A 15,868-nucleotide genomic window follows, 5' to 3' on the forward strand; every position below is an offset into this window, starting at 1 on the left:
CTTTTACACTCTCCAGAGAATCTGCGCAGCGTAGCCCGCACATGCGAGCAGCCAGACGATCGTCAGCACCTGAAGGGTCAGGCGCACGCCAACGGGCTTTACGTAGTCCATCCAGATATCGCGGATACCAACCCACGCGTGATAGAACAGCGAAAGCAGCGTGACGAACGTAGCGAGCTTCATCCATTGCGTCGCGAAGATCGACGCCCAACCGTCGTACGAGAAATCGCGCGCGCCGAAGAACCAGGCGAGCAGGATGACCGTGTAGATCGCCATGATCGTGGCGGTGATGCGTTGCGCGAGCCAGTCGCGCAGACCGTAATGCGCGCCGACAACGAGACGCTTCGAACCGATTCGGTTATTAGATGACATTTTTTAGAATGCTCCGAACAGTTTTGCCGCGAATGCGATGGTGAGCAGCGACGACACAACGATAACGACGATAGAGGTCGACTTGCCTTTTTCCTTCGTCACTGCGTTGTGATTCGTGTCCATCATCAGATGGCGGACGCCGGCGCAGAAATGGAAAAGGAAAGCCCACGCCAGAACGAGCGTGATGAGCTTGACGACGATATTGGAGAGGAAACCTTTGAAGACTTCGAAACTTAATTCGGAAGTCAGGCTCTGGTCAAAGAGGTACAGCAGGAACGGAAGGAAAACAAACAAAAGACCACCGCTCACGCGGTGCAAGATCGACACACGCCCCGCGAGCGGGAGACGGTATGCCGTCAATATCTGCCCAATACCGATGTTCCGGAATTCCGGCCTCGGTTTTTTTACGGCTTCTGCCATGCTAGACCCCTACTATGTAGTCACACTAATCCGCAATTTTAGCGCCTTTTTATATCGCGCTGCAGCGAAAACCACTACAGGCCCGTGTCAGCACGCGCGATAAAGCCGCCTTCAAAGAGGCGCGCGTGTGGGACGCTGCGCCTTCATTCAGCCCGATTCAACTTAGATCGTTCTGATAGTAATACCCGGTTGTGACATACCAACCTCGCCGGACTTCCACCGGCCGGTCCCCATAGGTATAGGACACGCGTTCGACTGACAGCAACGGAAAACCCGTAGGCACATGCAGCAGGTCGGCCACAGAAGGATCTGCCGCGACCGCGCGGATTTTCTCCGTGGCGCGAATCATGCGGGTGCCGAATTCCGTCTCGAACATCGCGTAGAGGGGACCCTTGTACTCCGATAGGCGTTCGAGCGTCAGCCCTCGAAACACGGCGCCAGGCAGCCAGATTTCGTCGAGGACCGTCACTTCGCCGTCGAACTGCAGCAAACGCTTGATCAGTACGACTGGATCGGCGGGCTTCAGATCGAGTTGACGGGCAATGTCGGCTGAGGCACGCAAACGCCGGCATTCAAGCAGGCGGCTGACGTGCGGATGTTCCGCGCCGTCATCGGCCAGTAATCTGAGGAAGCGAAACTGGGCGCGATCTTCGTTGTGCGTTGCAACAAAAGTGCCCTTGCCCTGACGGCGCACCAGCAGGTTGTCGGCGGCCAGTTCATCAATGGCTTTGCGCACGGTACCCTGGCTGACCTTGTATCTTGCCGCCAATTCGACTTCACTAGGAATGATCTCGCCCGGCTTCCATTCACCGCTCTCGAGGCTCTGCGTAATCAGCCCCTTGATCTGCTGATACAAGGGGCTAAAAGTAGGCGACGTGGCAGGAGAGTTAGCGGGTACACCTTCGCCCGCGGCGCCCTGGCCGCTTGGGTTTGTGGTATTCGCCGGGTTCGAATTCATGCGCGCATTTCATCATAAAGGGGTATGGCGCGTCTAGGGTTTTCCCCGCAACAGATGTGTCTTATATAAGACATAAGATAATGTTGACTTTGTGTGTGACGACTTCTACACTCCTTGTCGAGCAAGGGTTTGCGGGGTTTTCGACGGCTGTTCGACGCAGCGTCGCGACGCTTCGGCAGCCACTGCGCACCATGCAGTTCCCTCGCAGTTCAGGTTTCGATTCGCCGCCATTCGCTGGTCAGACGCTTGCCGAAACGCGCTGTTTGCAGGAGCCCGCACCGTGCAGCGGCTACCCCAGGCGCCACCCTGTTCCGCTCCCGCTCAGTACAGTTTTCCGGCATGGCGGTCTTGCCGCAACGCGCCGCCTGGCCCCGGCAGATTACGAGGCCGCACGCGAACAGTGAATTCCGCCGTGTTTCATAACGCTTCGCTGAACGCGCATATAGAATGGCGTTTTCCCTAGCGTCTAACGCATCGTCCTGGAGATTTCTCAATGGCTAAGCCCGCAAAGCGCGTTGCCGTCACCGGCGCCGCAGGTCAAATCGCTTACTCCCTGCTGTTCCGCATCGCCAATGGCGATCTGCTCGGCAAGGATCAGCCGGTTGTCCTGCAACTGCTCGACCTCCCGCAAGCGCAAGGCGCCGTCAAAGGCGTCGTGATGGAACTGGATGATTGCGCATTCCCGCTGCTGTCGGGCGTCGTGATCACCGACGACCCGAAGGTTGCATTCAAGGATGCAGACGTGGCCCTGCTGGTCGGCGCCCGCCCGCGTTCGAAAGGCATGGAGCGTAAAGACCTGCTGTCGGCTAACGCCGAAATCTTCACGGTTCAGGGCAAGGCGCTGAACGAAGTCGCAAGCCGCGACGTGAAGGTTCTGGTGGTCGGCAACCCGGCCAACACGAACGCCTACATCGCGATGAAGTCGGCGCCGGATCTGCCGAAGAAGAACTTCACCGCCATGCTGCGTCTGGACCACAACCGCGCGCTGTCGCAACTGGCTGCCAAGTCGGGCAAGCCGGTCGCGTCGATCGAAAAGCTGGCTGTGTGGGGCAACCACTCGCCGACCATGTACCCGGACTTCCGCGTTGCAACGGCTGAAGGTCAAGACCTGACCAAGCTGATCAACGACGAAGAATGGAACCGCAACACGTTCATCCCGACCGTTGGCAAGCGCGGCGCAGCGATCATCGAAGCGCGCGGGCTGTCGTCGGCAGCGTCGGCGGCTAATGCTGCAATCGACCACGTGCGTGACTGGGTTCTGGGCACGAACGGCAAGTGGGTCACGATGGGTATCCCGTCGGACGGCTCGTATGGCATTCCGGAAGACATCATCTACGGTGTGCCGGTTACGTGCGAAAACGGCGAGTACAAGCGCGTCGAAGGCCTGGAAATCGACGCGTTCTCGCGCGAAAAGATGGACGGCACGCTGCAGGAATTGCTGGAAGAGCGCGACGGCGTTCAACACCTGCTCGGCTAAGCCTCTCCCCGATGCAAATAAACCGGAACTCCGAAGCGTCACCGCGGCGGATTCCGGTTTTTTTCGTTCGAATGCAGGGATTCACGCAATTCCACCCATTCGCAACTGATCCGAACGCGCTTTGCAATTACCTGACAGTGGTCACGATCAGGCAGAGCGCATCCGGATCATATTTTCACTCATCATCAAACCCACGCTACTGACGCCGAAGATGCGCGCCCTCACCCCCGCCGAAGTACTCTTTGACGGCGAAGTGCCGCCCATTGTGCTGCCTGCCTGCGATCACTACGCCGGCAGCGAAAAGCTGATGCTGAAGTCGCTCGCGTTGCAGCAGCAACTCGGTCCGGTCTTCGACATCACGCTCGATTGCGAAGACGGTGCGCAGGTCGGCCGCGAGGCAGAGCATGCGGAGCTGGTCGCATCGCTGCTGGGCAGCGAGCATGACCGGTTTGGGCGCGTCGGCGTGCGGATTCACGACTTCGATCATCCGCACTGGCGCGACGACGTCCGCCTCGTTCTGCGCGCCGCAAAGCGAGCGCCCGCTTACATCACGCTGCCCAAAATCCGCAACGTTCCCGATGCTGCCGAAATGGTCGCGTTCATCGAGGCAACACGGCGCGAACTCGGCATCGCGCAACCGGTTCCGGTGCAACTGCTGGTCGAGACCCACGGCGCACTCACGCGAGTCTTCGATCTGGCCGCCCTGCCGGGCGTCGAAGCGCTGAGCTTCGGGCTGATGGACTTTGTCTCCGCGCACAACGGCGCGATTCCCGATACCGCCATGCGCTCGCCCGGTCAGTTCGATCACCCGCTGGTGCGGCGCGCAAAGCTGGAAATTTCGGCGGCCTGTCATGCATTCGGCAAAGTGCCGTCGCATAACGTCAGCACGGAAGTGCGCGACATGAGCGTGGTCGCCAACGACGCCGCGCGAGCCCGCAACGAGTTCGGCTACACGCGCATGTGGAGCATTCACCCGGCGCAGGTCGAGGCGATCGTCGCCGCGTTTGCGCCGCGCGACGAGGAAATCGCCACCGCCACCGAAATCCTGCTGGCCGCGCAGTCCGCGCAATGGGGACCGACGCGCCACCACGACACGCTGCATGATCGCGCGAGTTATCGCTATTACTGGTCGGTGCTGCGCCGTGCGCAAGCCACGGGCCGCGCGCTTCCGCAAGACGCCGCGCCGCTTTTCGCGGGAGTGGGCGCTAACGGACAAGCGGCGTCATGAGCGTTCGGAGTCAGGCGGCTAGCGCACGGGTTTCGCTGACAAGCAGCCATGCGATTGCGCGCGGTGCGGCCTACACCGAAGACAGCATTGGCCGTTTTGGCAGGGAACTAGCATCGAACACGCGGTTCACACAGCGGTAACACGCAGGCTCAAAGCACGCAGGCCCAAAGGAGATGGCGGGAGATGAGTGAGACGACGCAATCCGCAGACGCACAAGGCGGGAACACGCCCCAAAGCGGCTTCAAACCGAAGAAATCCGTCGCGCTGTCTGGCGTGACGGCGGGCAACACCGCGCTGTGCACGGTCGGCAAGACCGGTAACGATCTGCACTACCGGGGCTACGACATTCTCGACATCGCCAGCGCGTGTGAATTCGAGGAGATCGCCTATCTGCTGGTCCACGAAAAGCTGCCCACGCAGGCCGAACTGACTGCGTACAAGGCCAAGCTCAAGGGCATGCGCGGGCTGCCCGCGAACGTCAAGGCCGCGCTCGAATGGATCCCCGCCGCCGCCCATCCGATGGACGTGATGCGCACCGGCGTGTCCGTGCTCGGCACCGTGCTGCCGGAGAAGGACGATCACAATCTGCCCGGCGCACGCGATATCGCCGACAAGCTGATGGCCTCGCTCGGCTCGATGTTGCTGTACTGGTATCACTACTCGCACAACGGCAAGCGCATCGAGGTCGAGACCGACGACGATTCGATCGGGGGCCATTTCCTGCATCTGCTGCATGGCGTGGAGCCGTCGAAGGCGTGGGTCGACGCGATGCACGTATCGCTGAACCTGTACGCCGAGCATGAATTCAACGCGTCGACGTTCACGGGCCGCGTGATCGCCGGCACAGGGTCGGACATTTACTCGGCGATCACCGGCGCGATCGGCGCGCTGCGCGGCCCGAAACACGGCGGCGCCAACGAAGTCGCGTTCGAGATCCAGTCGCGCTATCAAACGCCCGACCAGGCCGAAGCCGACATCCGCCGGCGCGTCGAGAACAAGGAAGTGGTGATCGGCTTCGGTCACCCTGTTTATACGATCTCCGATCCGCGCAACAAGGTCATCAAGGAAGTCGCGAAGAAGCTGTCGAAGGAAGCAGGCGACACGAAGCTGTTCAGCATCGCGGAGCGGCTCGAATCGGTGATGTGGGAAGCGAAGAAGATGTTCCCGAATCTCGACTGGTTCAGCGCGGTGTCGTATCACATGATGGGCGTGCCGACGGCAATGTTTACGCCGCTCTTCGTGATCGCACGCACGGCCGGCTGGAGCGCGCACATCATCGAGCAGCGGGTCGACAACAAGATCATTCGACCCAGCGCGAATTACACCGGACCCGAGAATTTAAAGTACCTGCCGCTAAATAGGAGAAAATAGCGGTCGCTGTGCGCTTTCGAAGCGCGTGCAGTTCAACCCACGCGGTCGCCAGGACCGGTAGCCCGCGTAATGTTTAACTGAAATTAGATAGAAAGGTTTTCTCCATGAAAAAGCTGATGATCGCCGCCGTGATTGGCGCCCTGTCCACGACGATGCTGTCCGTCTCGACGGAAGCCAGCGCGCAAACAGCGACCACCACCGCAAAGCCGGCAGCAAAGAAGGCCGTGGCAAAGCGCCCGGAACCGCGTCGCCTGATCAAGCGCAAAGCCAACCCGGCCAAGGAAGCGAAGGTTGATCCGGTACCGGACGGCTCGGAAAAGTGGTCGTGTGCCGAAGGTCTGGCATTCGACCTGAAGGGCGACATGAAGCGTGACCAGATCGTTACCGTCCACTGGGCTAACAAAAATTACAGCCTGCCGCGCGAAGTGACTACGACGGGCGCAGACCGCTTCCACGACGCTGCAACCGGCATGGATCTGGTCGTGATCCCGACCAAGGCAATGCTGTTCCAGGACAAAGACAGCTCGCGTCTGGCCGACGAATGCAAGACGGCAGCAATGACGCAAGGCGCACCGGCTCCGACCCAATCGAACGCGATTAACCGGACCACCAACTAATCGACGTCATCAGGAACGCTCCCCGATGTCCGCTCCGGTTTCCAACGTGCGACCCGACCCGGATTCTGTCCTCGTCGATATCGTCGACTACGTGCTGGATTTCCCGATCGACAGCAAGCTCGCGCTGGAAACCGCGCGCCATTGCCTGATCGATACGCTCGGCTGCGGACTCGAGGCGCTCTCCTACCCGGCCTGCACCAAGCTGATGGGACCGATCGTGCCGGGCACGATCGTCCCCAACGGCGCAAAGGTGCCGGGCACGTCGTTCCAGCTGGATCCCGTTCAGGCTGCCTTCAACATTGGCGCCATGATCCGCTGGCTCGATTTCAACGACACCTGGCTTGCCGCCGAATGGGGGCATCCGTCCGACAACCTCGGCGGAATTCTCGCGACAGCCGACTGGCTCTCGCGCAGTGCCATCGCAGCGGGCAAAGCGCTGCTGACGATGAAAGACGTGTTGATCGCGATGATCAAGGCGCACGAAATTCAAGGCTGTATCGCGCTCGAAAATTCCTTCAACAAGGTCGGGCTCGATCATGTGTTGCTGGTGAAACTGGCGTCAACGGCGGTGGTCGGTCAAATGATCGGCCTTTCGCGTGACGAATTGATCAACGCAGTGTCGCAGGCTTTTGTCGACGGCCAGGCGTTGCGCACGTACCGCCATGCGCCGAATACCGGTTCGCGCAAATCCTGGGCCGCAGGCGATGCAACGTCGCGCGCCGTGCGTCTCGCGCTGATGTCGAAAACCGGCGAGATGGGCTATCCGTCGGTACTCACGGCGAAGACGTGGGGCTTTTACGATGTGCTGTTCAACGGCAACGCGTTCAGATTTCAACGTCCGTACGGCTCGTACGTGATGGAAAACGTACTCTTCAAGATTTCTTTTCCGGCAGAATTCCATGCGCAGACCGCGGTGGAAGCGGCGATTACGTTGCACGCGCAACTCGCAGCACAAGGCCGTAACGTAGAGGAAATCAGCAAGATCACGATCCGGACACACGAAGCCGCGATCCGTATCATCGATAAAAAAGGCCCGCTGAACAATCCGGCCGACCGCGATCATTGCATCCAGTACATGATCGCCGTACCGCTGATCCACGGTCGCCTGACGGCGGCGGATTACGAAGATTCGGTCGCGCAGGACGCGCGCATCGATGTGCTGCGAACCAAGATGGAATGCGTCGAAGATGCGCAGTTCACGCAGGATTATCACGATCCCGAGAAGCGTTCGATCGCCAATGCACTGACGATCGAATTCAACGACGGATCGGCGTTCGGTGAAGTCGTAGTCGAATACCCGATCGGTCATAAGCGTCGCCGCGAGGACGGAATTCCGTTGCTGGTCGAGAAGTTCAGGACCAACCTCGCACGGCGCTTTCCGCTCAGGCAACAACTGGCGATTCTCGACGTGTCGCTCGATCAGCCCAGGCTCGAAGCCATGCCGGTCAATGAATATGTCGATCTTTACGTCATCTAGTTGAGTACTTGTAGTTCCGCGATCAAACCAAGGAAAACACCATGGCCCACAACCTCCACAAAACGCTCAAGGAATTCGACAGCGGTTCCGGCAAAGGCAAGTTCTACTCCCTGCCGCAACTCGGCAAGGCACTGAACATCAAGATCGACCGTCTGCCGGTTTCGATCCGTCTCGTGCTGGAATCGGTGCTGCGTAACTACGACGGCAAGAAGATCGCCGAAGAACACATCACGCAACTGGCCAACTGGGAACCGAACGCTGCACGCGTCGACGAAATCCCGTTTGTCGTGGCGCGTGTCGTGCTGCAAGACTTCACCGGCGTGCCGTTGCTCGCCGACATCGCTGCGATGCGCGGTGTCGCGCAACGCGTCGGCAAAAACCCGAAATCGATCGAACCGCTGGTCCCGGTCGATCTGGTTGTCGATCACTCGGTGCAGATCGATCACTTCCGCGAAAAGAACGCGCTCGATCTGAACATGAAACTGGAATTCCAGCGCAACAACGAGCGCTACCAGTTCATGAAGTGGGGCATGCAGGCATTCGACACGTTCAAGGTCGTGCCGCCGGGCGTCGGTATCGTTCACCAGGTGAACCTGGAGTACCTTGCACGCGGCGTACACAAGAAGGCTGAAGGCGCAGACACCGTGTACTACCCGGACACGCTGGTCGGCACCGACAGCCACACCACGATGATCAACGGCATCGGCGTGGTGGGCTGGGGCGTGGGCGGTATCGAAGCGGAAGCCGGCATGCTCGGCCAGCCAGTGTATTTCCTGACGCCGGACGTGGTCGGCGTACACCTGAAGGGCAAGCTGCGCGAAGGTGTGACGGCAACCGACCTGGTTCTGACCATCACCGAACTGCTGCGCAAGGAAAAGGTTGTCGGCAAGTTCGTCGAGTTCTTCGGCGAAGGCACGCGCTCGCTGTCGCTGCCGGACCGCGCGACGATCGGCAACATGGCGCCGGAATACGGCGCGACCATGGGCTTCTTCCCGGTCGACGAAAAGACGATCGACTACTTCAAGGGCACGGGCCGCACGGACGCAGAAATCTCGGCGTTCGAAAACTACTTCAAGGCGCAGAACCTGTTCGGCGTTCCGAAAGACGGCGACATCGACTTCACGAAGGTCGTGACGCTGGATCTGGGCACGGTGGCTCCGTCGTTGGCAGGCCCGAAGCGCCCGCAAGACCGTATTGAAATCGGCAATGTGAAGTCGACCTTCAGTGACCTGTTCTCGAAGCCGGTTGCAGAAAACGGCTTTGCGAAGAAGGCTGATGACCTCGACACGCAATACACGACGAGCAATGGCGTCGACGTGAAGAACGGCGACATCCTGATCGCCGCGATCACGTCGTGCACGAACACGTCGAACCCGAGCGTGCTGCTGGCTGCTGGTCTGCTGGCGAAGAAGGCGGTTGAAGCCGGCCTGACGGTCGCCCCGCACATCAAGACGTCGCTGGCTCCTGGGTCGCGTATCGTCACCGAGTATCTGACGAAGACCAACCTGCTGAAGTACCTGGACAAGCTGGGCTTCACGCTGGCCGCTTACGGTTGCACGACCTGTATCGGCAACGCGGGCGACCTGACACCGGAACTGAACGAAGCGATCACGAAGAACGACATCGTCGCGGCAGCGGTTCTGTCGGGCAACCGTAACTTCGAAGCGCGTATTCACCCGAACATCCGCGCGAACTTCCTGGCGTCGCCGCCGCTGGTCGTGGCTTACGCGATCGCGGGCAACATCACGCGTGATCTGATGACCGAGCCGGTCGGCAAGGGCACCGGCGGTAAGGACATCTACCTGGGCGACATTTGGCCGACCAGCGAAGAAGTCAATGAACTGCTCAAGTTCGCGCTGGACGCAGACGCGTTCCGCAAGAACTACGCGTCGCTGACCAAGAAGGGCGACCTGTGGAGCAAGATCGAAGGCGAAGAAGGTCAGGTCTACGACTGGCCGAAGTCGACGTACATCGCCGAGCCGCCGTTCTTCGGCAAGGACTTCTCGATGACGCCAGCCGACAGCATCGCTCCGGTCAAGAACGCGCGCGCCCTGGGTATCTTCGGTGACTCGGTGACGACCGACCACATCAGCCCGGCTGGCTCGATCAAGGAAGACTCGCCGGCAGGCAAGTGGCTGAAGGAAAACGGCGTGCAGAAGGCCGATTTCAACAGCTACGGCTCGCGTCGCGGTAACCACGACGTGATGATGCGCGGCACGTTCGCGAACGTCCGGATCAAGAACCTGATGATCCCGACAAAGGCAGACGGCTCACGCGTTGAAGGCGGCCTGACGATTCACCAGCCGAGCGGCGAACAGGAATCGATTTACGACGCAGCGATGAAGTACATCGACGCTGGCACGCCGACCGTGGTGTTTGCAGGCGAAGAATACGGCACGGGCTCGTCGCGTGACTGGGCAGCCAAGGGCACGCAACTGCTGGGCGTGAAGGCCGTGGTCGCACGTAGCTTCGAGCGGATTCACCGTTCGAACCTGGTCGGCATGGGCGTTCTGCCGCTGCAGTTCAAGGGCTCGGATAGCGTGCAGTCGCTTGGCATTACCGGCGAAGAAACGTACGACATCGAAGGCCTCGGCAATGACTTCAAACCGCAACAGGAAGTGACGCTGGTGATTCGCGGCAAGGACGGCACCGAGAAGCGCGTGCCGGTGCTGCTGCGTATCGATACGCCGATCGAAGTCGACTACTACAAGCACGGCGGCATTCTGCCGTTCGTTCTGCGTTCGCTGCTGGCTGCGTAAGCTCGACCTAGTTCAGTTCGACCTCGCGGCAAAGCAAACGGCTTGGCTGTTTTGCAGGGGCTGCGTCCTGTGGAGGGCGCAGCCGACTTTGAAGCCCGACCTCTGGTCGGGCTTTTTTTGTTTGCGGTTTGGGGGGCGGTTTGGGGGGCGGTTTGGGGGGCGGTTCGTTAGGGCCGAGCTGCGTCGGTGTCGAACGCGTGGGGGTTGTCCGTGATCCTGCGATGCGTGAGGGCGGCGTTCCACGTAGCGTCGGCCGGCGTTGCGGGGACGCTGGCGCGGGTCGTGGTTGTCGAGGTCGTAGCTGTCGAGGTCGCAGCCACTGAGGCTTGCCGTTGTTGTGCGGCCCAGTTGAGCAACGCGGCCTGTTCGGGTGCCGCTTTAGTTGAAAGCGCGCGTGCGGTCCATTCAGGTTGCATTGATGCGGCAGGCTGTGCAGACGGTGCAACTGCTCGGCTCATCATCAGGCGATCGTCGATCTGCGCCTCGCTCAGGTGCAACATTGACTGGCCGCGACGGGCGCTCTCGCCCACCCTGGCGCTATGTCGAGTAGCGACGTCGGGAGTCAACGCTCCGGCGGTTTTGTACGACTCCCTGTGCCGTGACGACGTCGGACGCTCAGCTGCACGCGCAGCCTGATGCGTTGGACTGGTCTTAACCGAACGTACCGCCTGCTGCGACGTCATTGATGTGGACGAGTTCTGTGCCTGCAACCCGGTCAACGATTCAACCGGACGCGCGGCACGATGCACCGGGTTGCGCGCTGTCGCCGCATCCTTCACGACCGTGGGCGCAATCTTGATCGCAAGTTGTGACGGTGGGTCCTGTTTTTCCGAACCGGCCGCACCTGACTGCGCTATCACCGCGCTGCCACCCTTTTCAGCGTCACGCATTACGCTGATTGTCAGTAACCAGGCCAGCGCGATACCAGTGACGGCGAAGATTGCCGCCCCCAACATGTAATCTTTGCGCGATGAACGCGCAGGTGTTTTTCCCGCGTCGAGGTAGTACCTTGCTTCGGCCAGTTGTGCGTTGAAATGAGTGGAGTAGTCGCGTGGCTGTCGCACCTTGTAAAAGAAACGAAACAGGGTGCCAGGCGGAAGCGGCCTTTGGCGCACCGGCGCCTTGTGCCTTATCGCACGGCGGATCGTTTGTTGTGCCGCGATAGCGGTGACGTGTTGCGCCGCGTGTTGCGCGTCGTGTTCCGCCGCACGTTGCGCCGCACGTTGCATCTCGCGCTGCGGAGCGGTTCGCGCTGATTGTCGTCGCGAACCAAACGGGGGCGGCAAGCCGCGAAGCAGTCGCGCGTCCGGAAGCGCAAGATCGCCTTCAATCAAGGCCAAAGGTCGAGTCATTCTCAGGAACTCCCGGGTACGGCTGACCGCACTTCGAGTTGCATCACGAGGCGCTTCGCGCGTTCTATTAGCGAATCGATCGAGATCGTGTTCTGCTCAAGCGGCGAAGCACTCGCGCGCCGTAACGCCTCCATCAAACTACGCGCGCCAACAAGACCTACAGCACCGCTCAACCGGTGCAGCACACTGCGCATATGGTCGGGCTCGCTCTGACGACACAACCCGCCGAGGCGTGCCACGTCGTCGTCCATTGCGCGACGCCAGCCGTCCAGAAAGACAGAAAGATTAAGCCCCTCATTGGACAATGAATCCAGAAAGCGATGGTCGAACGGTTCGTAGCAGGCGGTGACGGAGTCACGCGGTAGTCTGGTTGCAGCGACAGACTCAGGGGGAGGTTTGCCGCCTCGAACGTATGGCGTGCCTGTATCGCTCCGAGTAGCACTTGAAGGGGGGCGCTTTTGCACGACAGCAAACGGCGCGTTGAAGCTCACCCGAGCGATTGCATCCAGCCCGCTCGTAATCGAAAGTCCACCTTGCATGCGCTGCGCGAGCGCACGACACAACGTCAGACAGGTATCAGCATGGTGAGACTTGCCGGCTGCATCTGAGCGGCCAGCGCTGAAATCGGGCCGCTGCCGTCGCGTAACCAACGCGCTCTTCTCACCGGCCTCCGTCAAGCTGATCAGGATGCTTTGCGAGCGTGCATCCAGAGACTCGCCGCGCACCATGAGCACGATCTCTTCACGCACGCCAAGCTGGATCGCGCGGGCCAACAGATGGAAGCAGAGTTGGCCGAGACGCGCGTGATCGCACAGAATCGCTTCTGCTACGGCCGGATCGACACTCGTATGGATGCGTAAGCCCACGCTCGTTGCAAAGGGCGCCCACAGCGCGACGACCCCATTCACGAGTTCGCGAAGATTCGTCACGCTTTCGTCGATAACTAACGCGCGCGATTCCAGTGGAGAATCGTCCAGCAAATCGCTGAGCGTTTGACTCCACGTTCGTATCGCATATTGGATCATGGTCCGTTGCAGCGAATGCCTGGAGGACGCATCGGATAGATTGAGCGCACTCAAATAATCCAGCATGTTCGTCACTGCGGGCAACGAAGCCTCAACATAAAAACGTGTCGCGTCCGGAGCATTGAATGGCTGAGGAATGACGATGGCTTTCGCGCAGTCCCACGCAACGACGTTCGCATTCCGCTCGCGCGCCTCTGCGGCTTCAAACTGGCGAGCCCACTGGTCAGCAATCTGCTTCTGCTGTCCAACCACGCGCCTTATTGCGGATCGAGACAGCCACGCGCCGACCAGCGCGACGGCTATACCGACCGTTAGCGACAGACCTAGCGCCAACGCCAGCGCGAGCGACCACGTAGGCCTCTCGAATGCATCGTCCTGTGAGTTGTCGGAAGGCGTGTATCCGCTGCCGTTCGACATAGCGGCGGGAGCTGTGCCGCCGACTGTGCCTTCGTGTACGTCGCTCTCGTCAAGCGGTTGCGGCAACTGGATCACTGCACCGTTCTGGTCCGCGGCACCGACAGGACCTGCGTGATCGGCGAGCGTCACCGACGACGCGCCGCCAGCCTGCAACGCGGAGTTGGCCTGCGTCGAGAACAGACCCAACAGTGCAAACGCAATAAGACATCCCGACAGCGTCGCAACACGAATCGAAACCCGCGCCGCTTGCTGCGCGCACGAGTGCAGAAGATCGTGGATAAAGCGTGACACACGCTGAAGCACGCGCCTGGAAAAAGCCAGCATGGCCATGTTGTTCATAGACTGCAAAACTCAATCGACCAGCTTATGTAGCGCAGCAAATTCAATTAGCGCGGCTAGCGACGACAGCCCGAGCTTTTCCTGAATGCGGCTCTTATAAGTACTCACGGTCTTGTCGCTGAGATAGAGGTGGCCCGCGATGTCGCGGTTGCTGGCGCCGCGCGCAAGATGCTGCAACACCTCCACCTCTCGTGCCGACAACGAGTTCAGCCCCCTCGCGGACAAAGCGTCGGCAGTATCGGCCGGGAAGCAGTTGTAGCCAAATAAAATCGTTTTAAGCGCGGTGATTAATTCACTGATTTCGCGGCCTTTACTGACATAACCATTCGCACCGGCACTGCGCGTATAGCCTGCCATAACATGTTCCGATTTGGCCGAAAGAACGAGAATGCAGGTTTTGAGATTCTGCGCGCGAATACGACGAATCATGGACAAACCGTCAAGCCGCGGCAAATCGAGATCGAGAATAACCAGGTCTGGGCGTTCGTTCTGAACCATTCTCAGACCATCTTCTCCATCGCCACATTCGCCAATCAGATCGAGTTCGGGATCGGCATGCAGCACAGCGGCTATTGTTCTCCGAATAATGGGATGGTCGTCGATAATCGCAATTCTCTTCATTTATGACTCACCTTTGATATTAATCAATGGGCGCAAAAGGAATCGAACTTGCCCAAATATAAATTGAGCAAAATAATAACCCCATCATCGACGGTACTTTTCGGCAAGCGGAAGGGATATCTCCTCAAAACGCGGGGATTTTTCTCGCGAAGGCGATTGAAATTTCCTACGCGTAAAATTATTCACAGTGCGCCTTATCGAGACGCAGCGCTGGATCTCGAGATCATCGATTCAAAAATACCCCGGCCTACAAGGCCAGGGTATCTGAAAAGGCAACTGCTACTGCTGCGGTTGCCTTCGCGCACGTTGAATCTGCGGCGCGGCCGACGTCTGCGCACCGCTGCGCGCAAAGTCGAGTTCGACGCGACGATTCGGCGCGAGGCAGTCGATCAACGCTTGCTGGTTGCGGTCGTTACATTCAACGACCGGCGCTTCCTTGCCGCGGCCACGCGTCATGATCGGCAGATCGACACCGCCGCTCTGCAAGTAGCGTTTGACCGTTTCAGCACGCTGTGCCGACAACTGACGGTTGTAACTATCGCTACCGAGGCGGTCCGTGAAGCCCTCGATGCGAATGCGCGTCACATCGTCCACCTGCCTGAGGTCACGAACCAGCTGGTCAAGCCTGGTCTTGCCCGCAGGCAGCATGCCGCCCAGATCGCCACGATCGAACTTGAAGGACGCGTCGGCTTGCAGCGTCACCTTCTCCGGAACCGGCGACGCGGCGGCCGGCGGCGCTGGCGGCGGCTGGCATGCCGCAAGCGCCTCCCCGATGTGAGGCACGCCTCGCTCGACACCCTCGACCAGACGCTGGCTCTCGGAGAAATCACGCGTCCACGCCTCGTGGCCGGCGCGAATCAACTCGACTTCGGAGCAGGCGGTCAGACGCTGCGCTTCCTGGCACTGCGGAAACATTGGCGACGTTTTGGCCGCGAGAATCTGTTTCCACAAGTCCGGCCGGATGACCGAGGCTGTCCGCAATTCCGGATTGTCGACCGACAGGCCCTGACTGGTCTCCAGCGCCCTGGTCAGATGGTCGGCCTCGACCAGCGCCTCCTGCACGAAACCCCAACCGTCGTGCAGCGAACGTTCGTCGGTTGCGGCGTTCAGCCAGCACTGCGCCTTCTCACCAAAATAGTTATTTTTGCGTTCGCCCAGTGCATTCAGACGGTTCCTCACGGAACGAATCACTTCAGCGTTCTTCATACCGCCATAGGTTGCGAGCCACTCAGGCGTCACCGCCCCGGCAGCCTGAGTCTGGGTTGCGCTGAAGCCGGTTTGCAGGACCGTGGGATCCTGGATTTGCAGCCGATCGCGCGTCGCGGACGAAGAACATCCTGCGAGCATCGCGGCAAACGCGATGGCCATTAACGAATACTTCATGTCTGTCTCTCAAGGAAAGCGGGTCGCACGGAAGCTTCCCGTGCGACCCAGA

Annotated in this window: 13 protein-coding genes; 6 read left to right on the top strand and 7 right to left on the bottom strand. The window is 60.0% G+C overall.

The window, feature by feature from the left end:
- Positions 1-3 precede the first annotated feature (3 nt).
- The 3 genes from sdhD to LMG28727_RS25545 form a co-directional block, all read right to left on the bottom strand.
- Positions 4-372, bottom strand: coding sequence for a succinate dehydrogenase, hydrophobic membrane anchor protein (sdhD, locus tag LMG28727_RS25535; protein ID WP_201645084.1), 369 nt, complete (start codon positions 370-372; stop codon positions 4-6).
- Positions 373-375: 3 nt separating this feature from the next.
- Entirely contained in the window at positions 376-792 is a 417-nt protein-coding gene (gene sdhC / locus LMG28727_RS25540) for a succinate dehydrogenase, cytochrome b556 subunit (protein ID WP_201645085.1), read from the bottom strand.
- 157 nt (positions 793-949) lie between these two features.
- Positions 950-1,750, bottom strand: coding sequence for a GntR family transcriptional regulator (locus tag LMG28727_RS25545; protein WP_201645086.1), 801 nt, complete (start codon positions 1,748-1,750; stop codon positions 950-952).
- Between the two features lie 493 nt (positions 1,751-2,243).
- On the opposite strand from LMG28727_RS25545, the gene LMG28727_RS25550 reads away from it, so the two are divergent.
- From LMG28727_RS25550 to acnA, 6 genes are all read left to right on the top strand, one after another.
- Positions 2,244-3,227 carry a malate dehydrogenase gene (locus LMG28727_RS25550; protein WP_074766652.1) on the top strand — a complete coding sequence of 328 codons (984 nt, stop codon included), beginning with the start codon at positions 2,244-2,246 and terminating at the stop codon, positions 3,225-3,227.
- Positions 3,228-3,438: 211 nt separating this feature from the next.
- Positions 3,439-4,455: an HpcH/HpaI aldolase/citrate lyase family protein gene (locus LMG28727_RS25555; protein ID WP_201645087.1), complete on the top strand. Its 1,017-nt coding sequence runs from the start codon at positions 3,439-3,441 to the stop codon at positions 4,453-4,455.
- Between the two features lie 183 nt (positions 4,456-4,638).
- Positions 4,639-5,826, top strand: a complete 1,188-nt coding sequence (gene prpC / locus LMG28727_RS25560; protein ID WP_201645088.1) for a bifunctional 2-methylcitrate synthase/citrate synthase — start codon at positions 4,639-4,641, stop codon at positions 5,824-5,826.
- A 104-nt stretch (positions 5,827-5,930) separates the two neighbouring features.
- Positions 5,931-6,443 carry a hypothetical protein gene (locus tag LMG28727_RS25565; RefSeq protein WP_201645089.1) on the top strand — a complete coding sequence of 171 codons (513 nt, stop codon included), beginning with the start codon at positions 5,931-5,933 and terminating at the stop codon, positions 6,441-6,443.
- A 25-nt stretch (positions 6,444-6,468) separates the two neighbouring features.
- Positions 6,469-7,920: a bifunctional 2-methylcitrate dehydratase/aconitate hydratase gene (locus tag LMG28727_RS25570; RefSeq protein ID WP_201645090.1), complete on the top strand. Its 1,452-nt coding sequence runs from the start codon at positions 6,469-6,471 to the stop codon at positions 7,918-7,920.
- Between the two features lie 41 nt (positions 7,921-7,961).
- Positions 7,962-10,679 (top strand): aconitate hydratase AcnA, encoded by a 2,718-nt coding sequence (gene acnA / locus LMG28727_RS25575; protein WP_201645091.1) that lies wholly within the window; start codon positions 7,962-7,964, stop codon positions 10,677-10,679.
- 167 nt (positions 10,680-10,846) lie between these two features.
- On the opposite strand, the gene LMG28727_RS25580 is transcribed toward acnA, so the two are convergent.
- From LMG28727_RS25580 to LMG28727_RS25595, 4 genes are all read right to left on the bottom strand, one after another.
- Positions 10,847-11,908: a hypothetical protein gene (locus LMG28727_RS25580; protein ID WP_201645092.1), complete on the bottom strand. Its 1,062-nt coding sequence runs from the start codon at positions 11,906-11,908 to the stop codon at positions 10,847-10,849.
- 125 nt (positions 11,909-12,033) lie between these two features.
- Positions 12,034-13,812, bottom strand: coding sequence for a histidine kinase (locus tag LMG28727_RS34315; protein WP_236592336.1), 1,779 nt, complete (start codon positions 13,810-13,812; stop codon positions 12,034-12,036).
- Positions 13,813-13,824: 12 nt separating this feature from the next.
- Positions 13,825-14,433, bottom strand: a complete 609-nt coding sequence (locus LMG28727_RS25590; RefSeq protein ID WP_201645093.1) for a response regulator transcription factor — start codon at positions 14,431-14,433, stop codon at positions 13,825-13,827.
- A gap of 279 nt (positions 14,434-14,712) precedes the next feature.
- A complete protein-coding gene (locus LMG28727_RS25595) occupies positions 14,713-15,816 on the bottom strand; it encodes an OmpA family protein (RefSeq protein WP_201645094.1) in 1,104 nt (367 codons plus the stop codon).
- Between the last annotated feature and the right edge of the window lie 52 nt (positions 15,817-15,868).

Source organism: Paraburkholderia metrosideri (genome assembly GCF_904848625.1).
GTDB classification, from domain to species: domain Bacteria; phylum Pseudomonadota; class Gammaproteobacteria; order Burkholderiales; family Burkholderiaceae; genus Paraburkholderia; species Paraburkholderia metrosideri.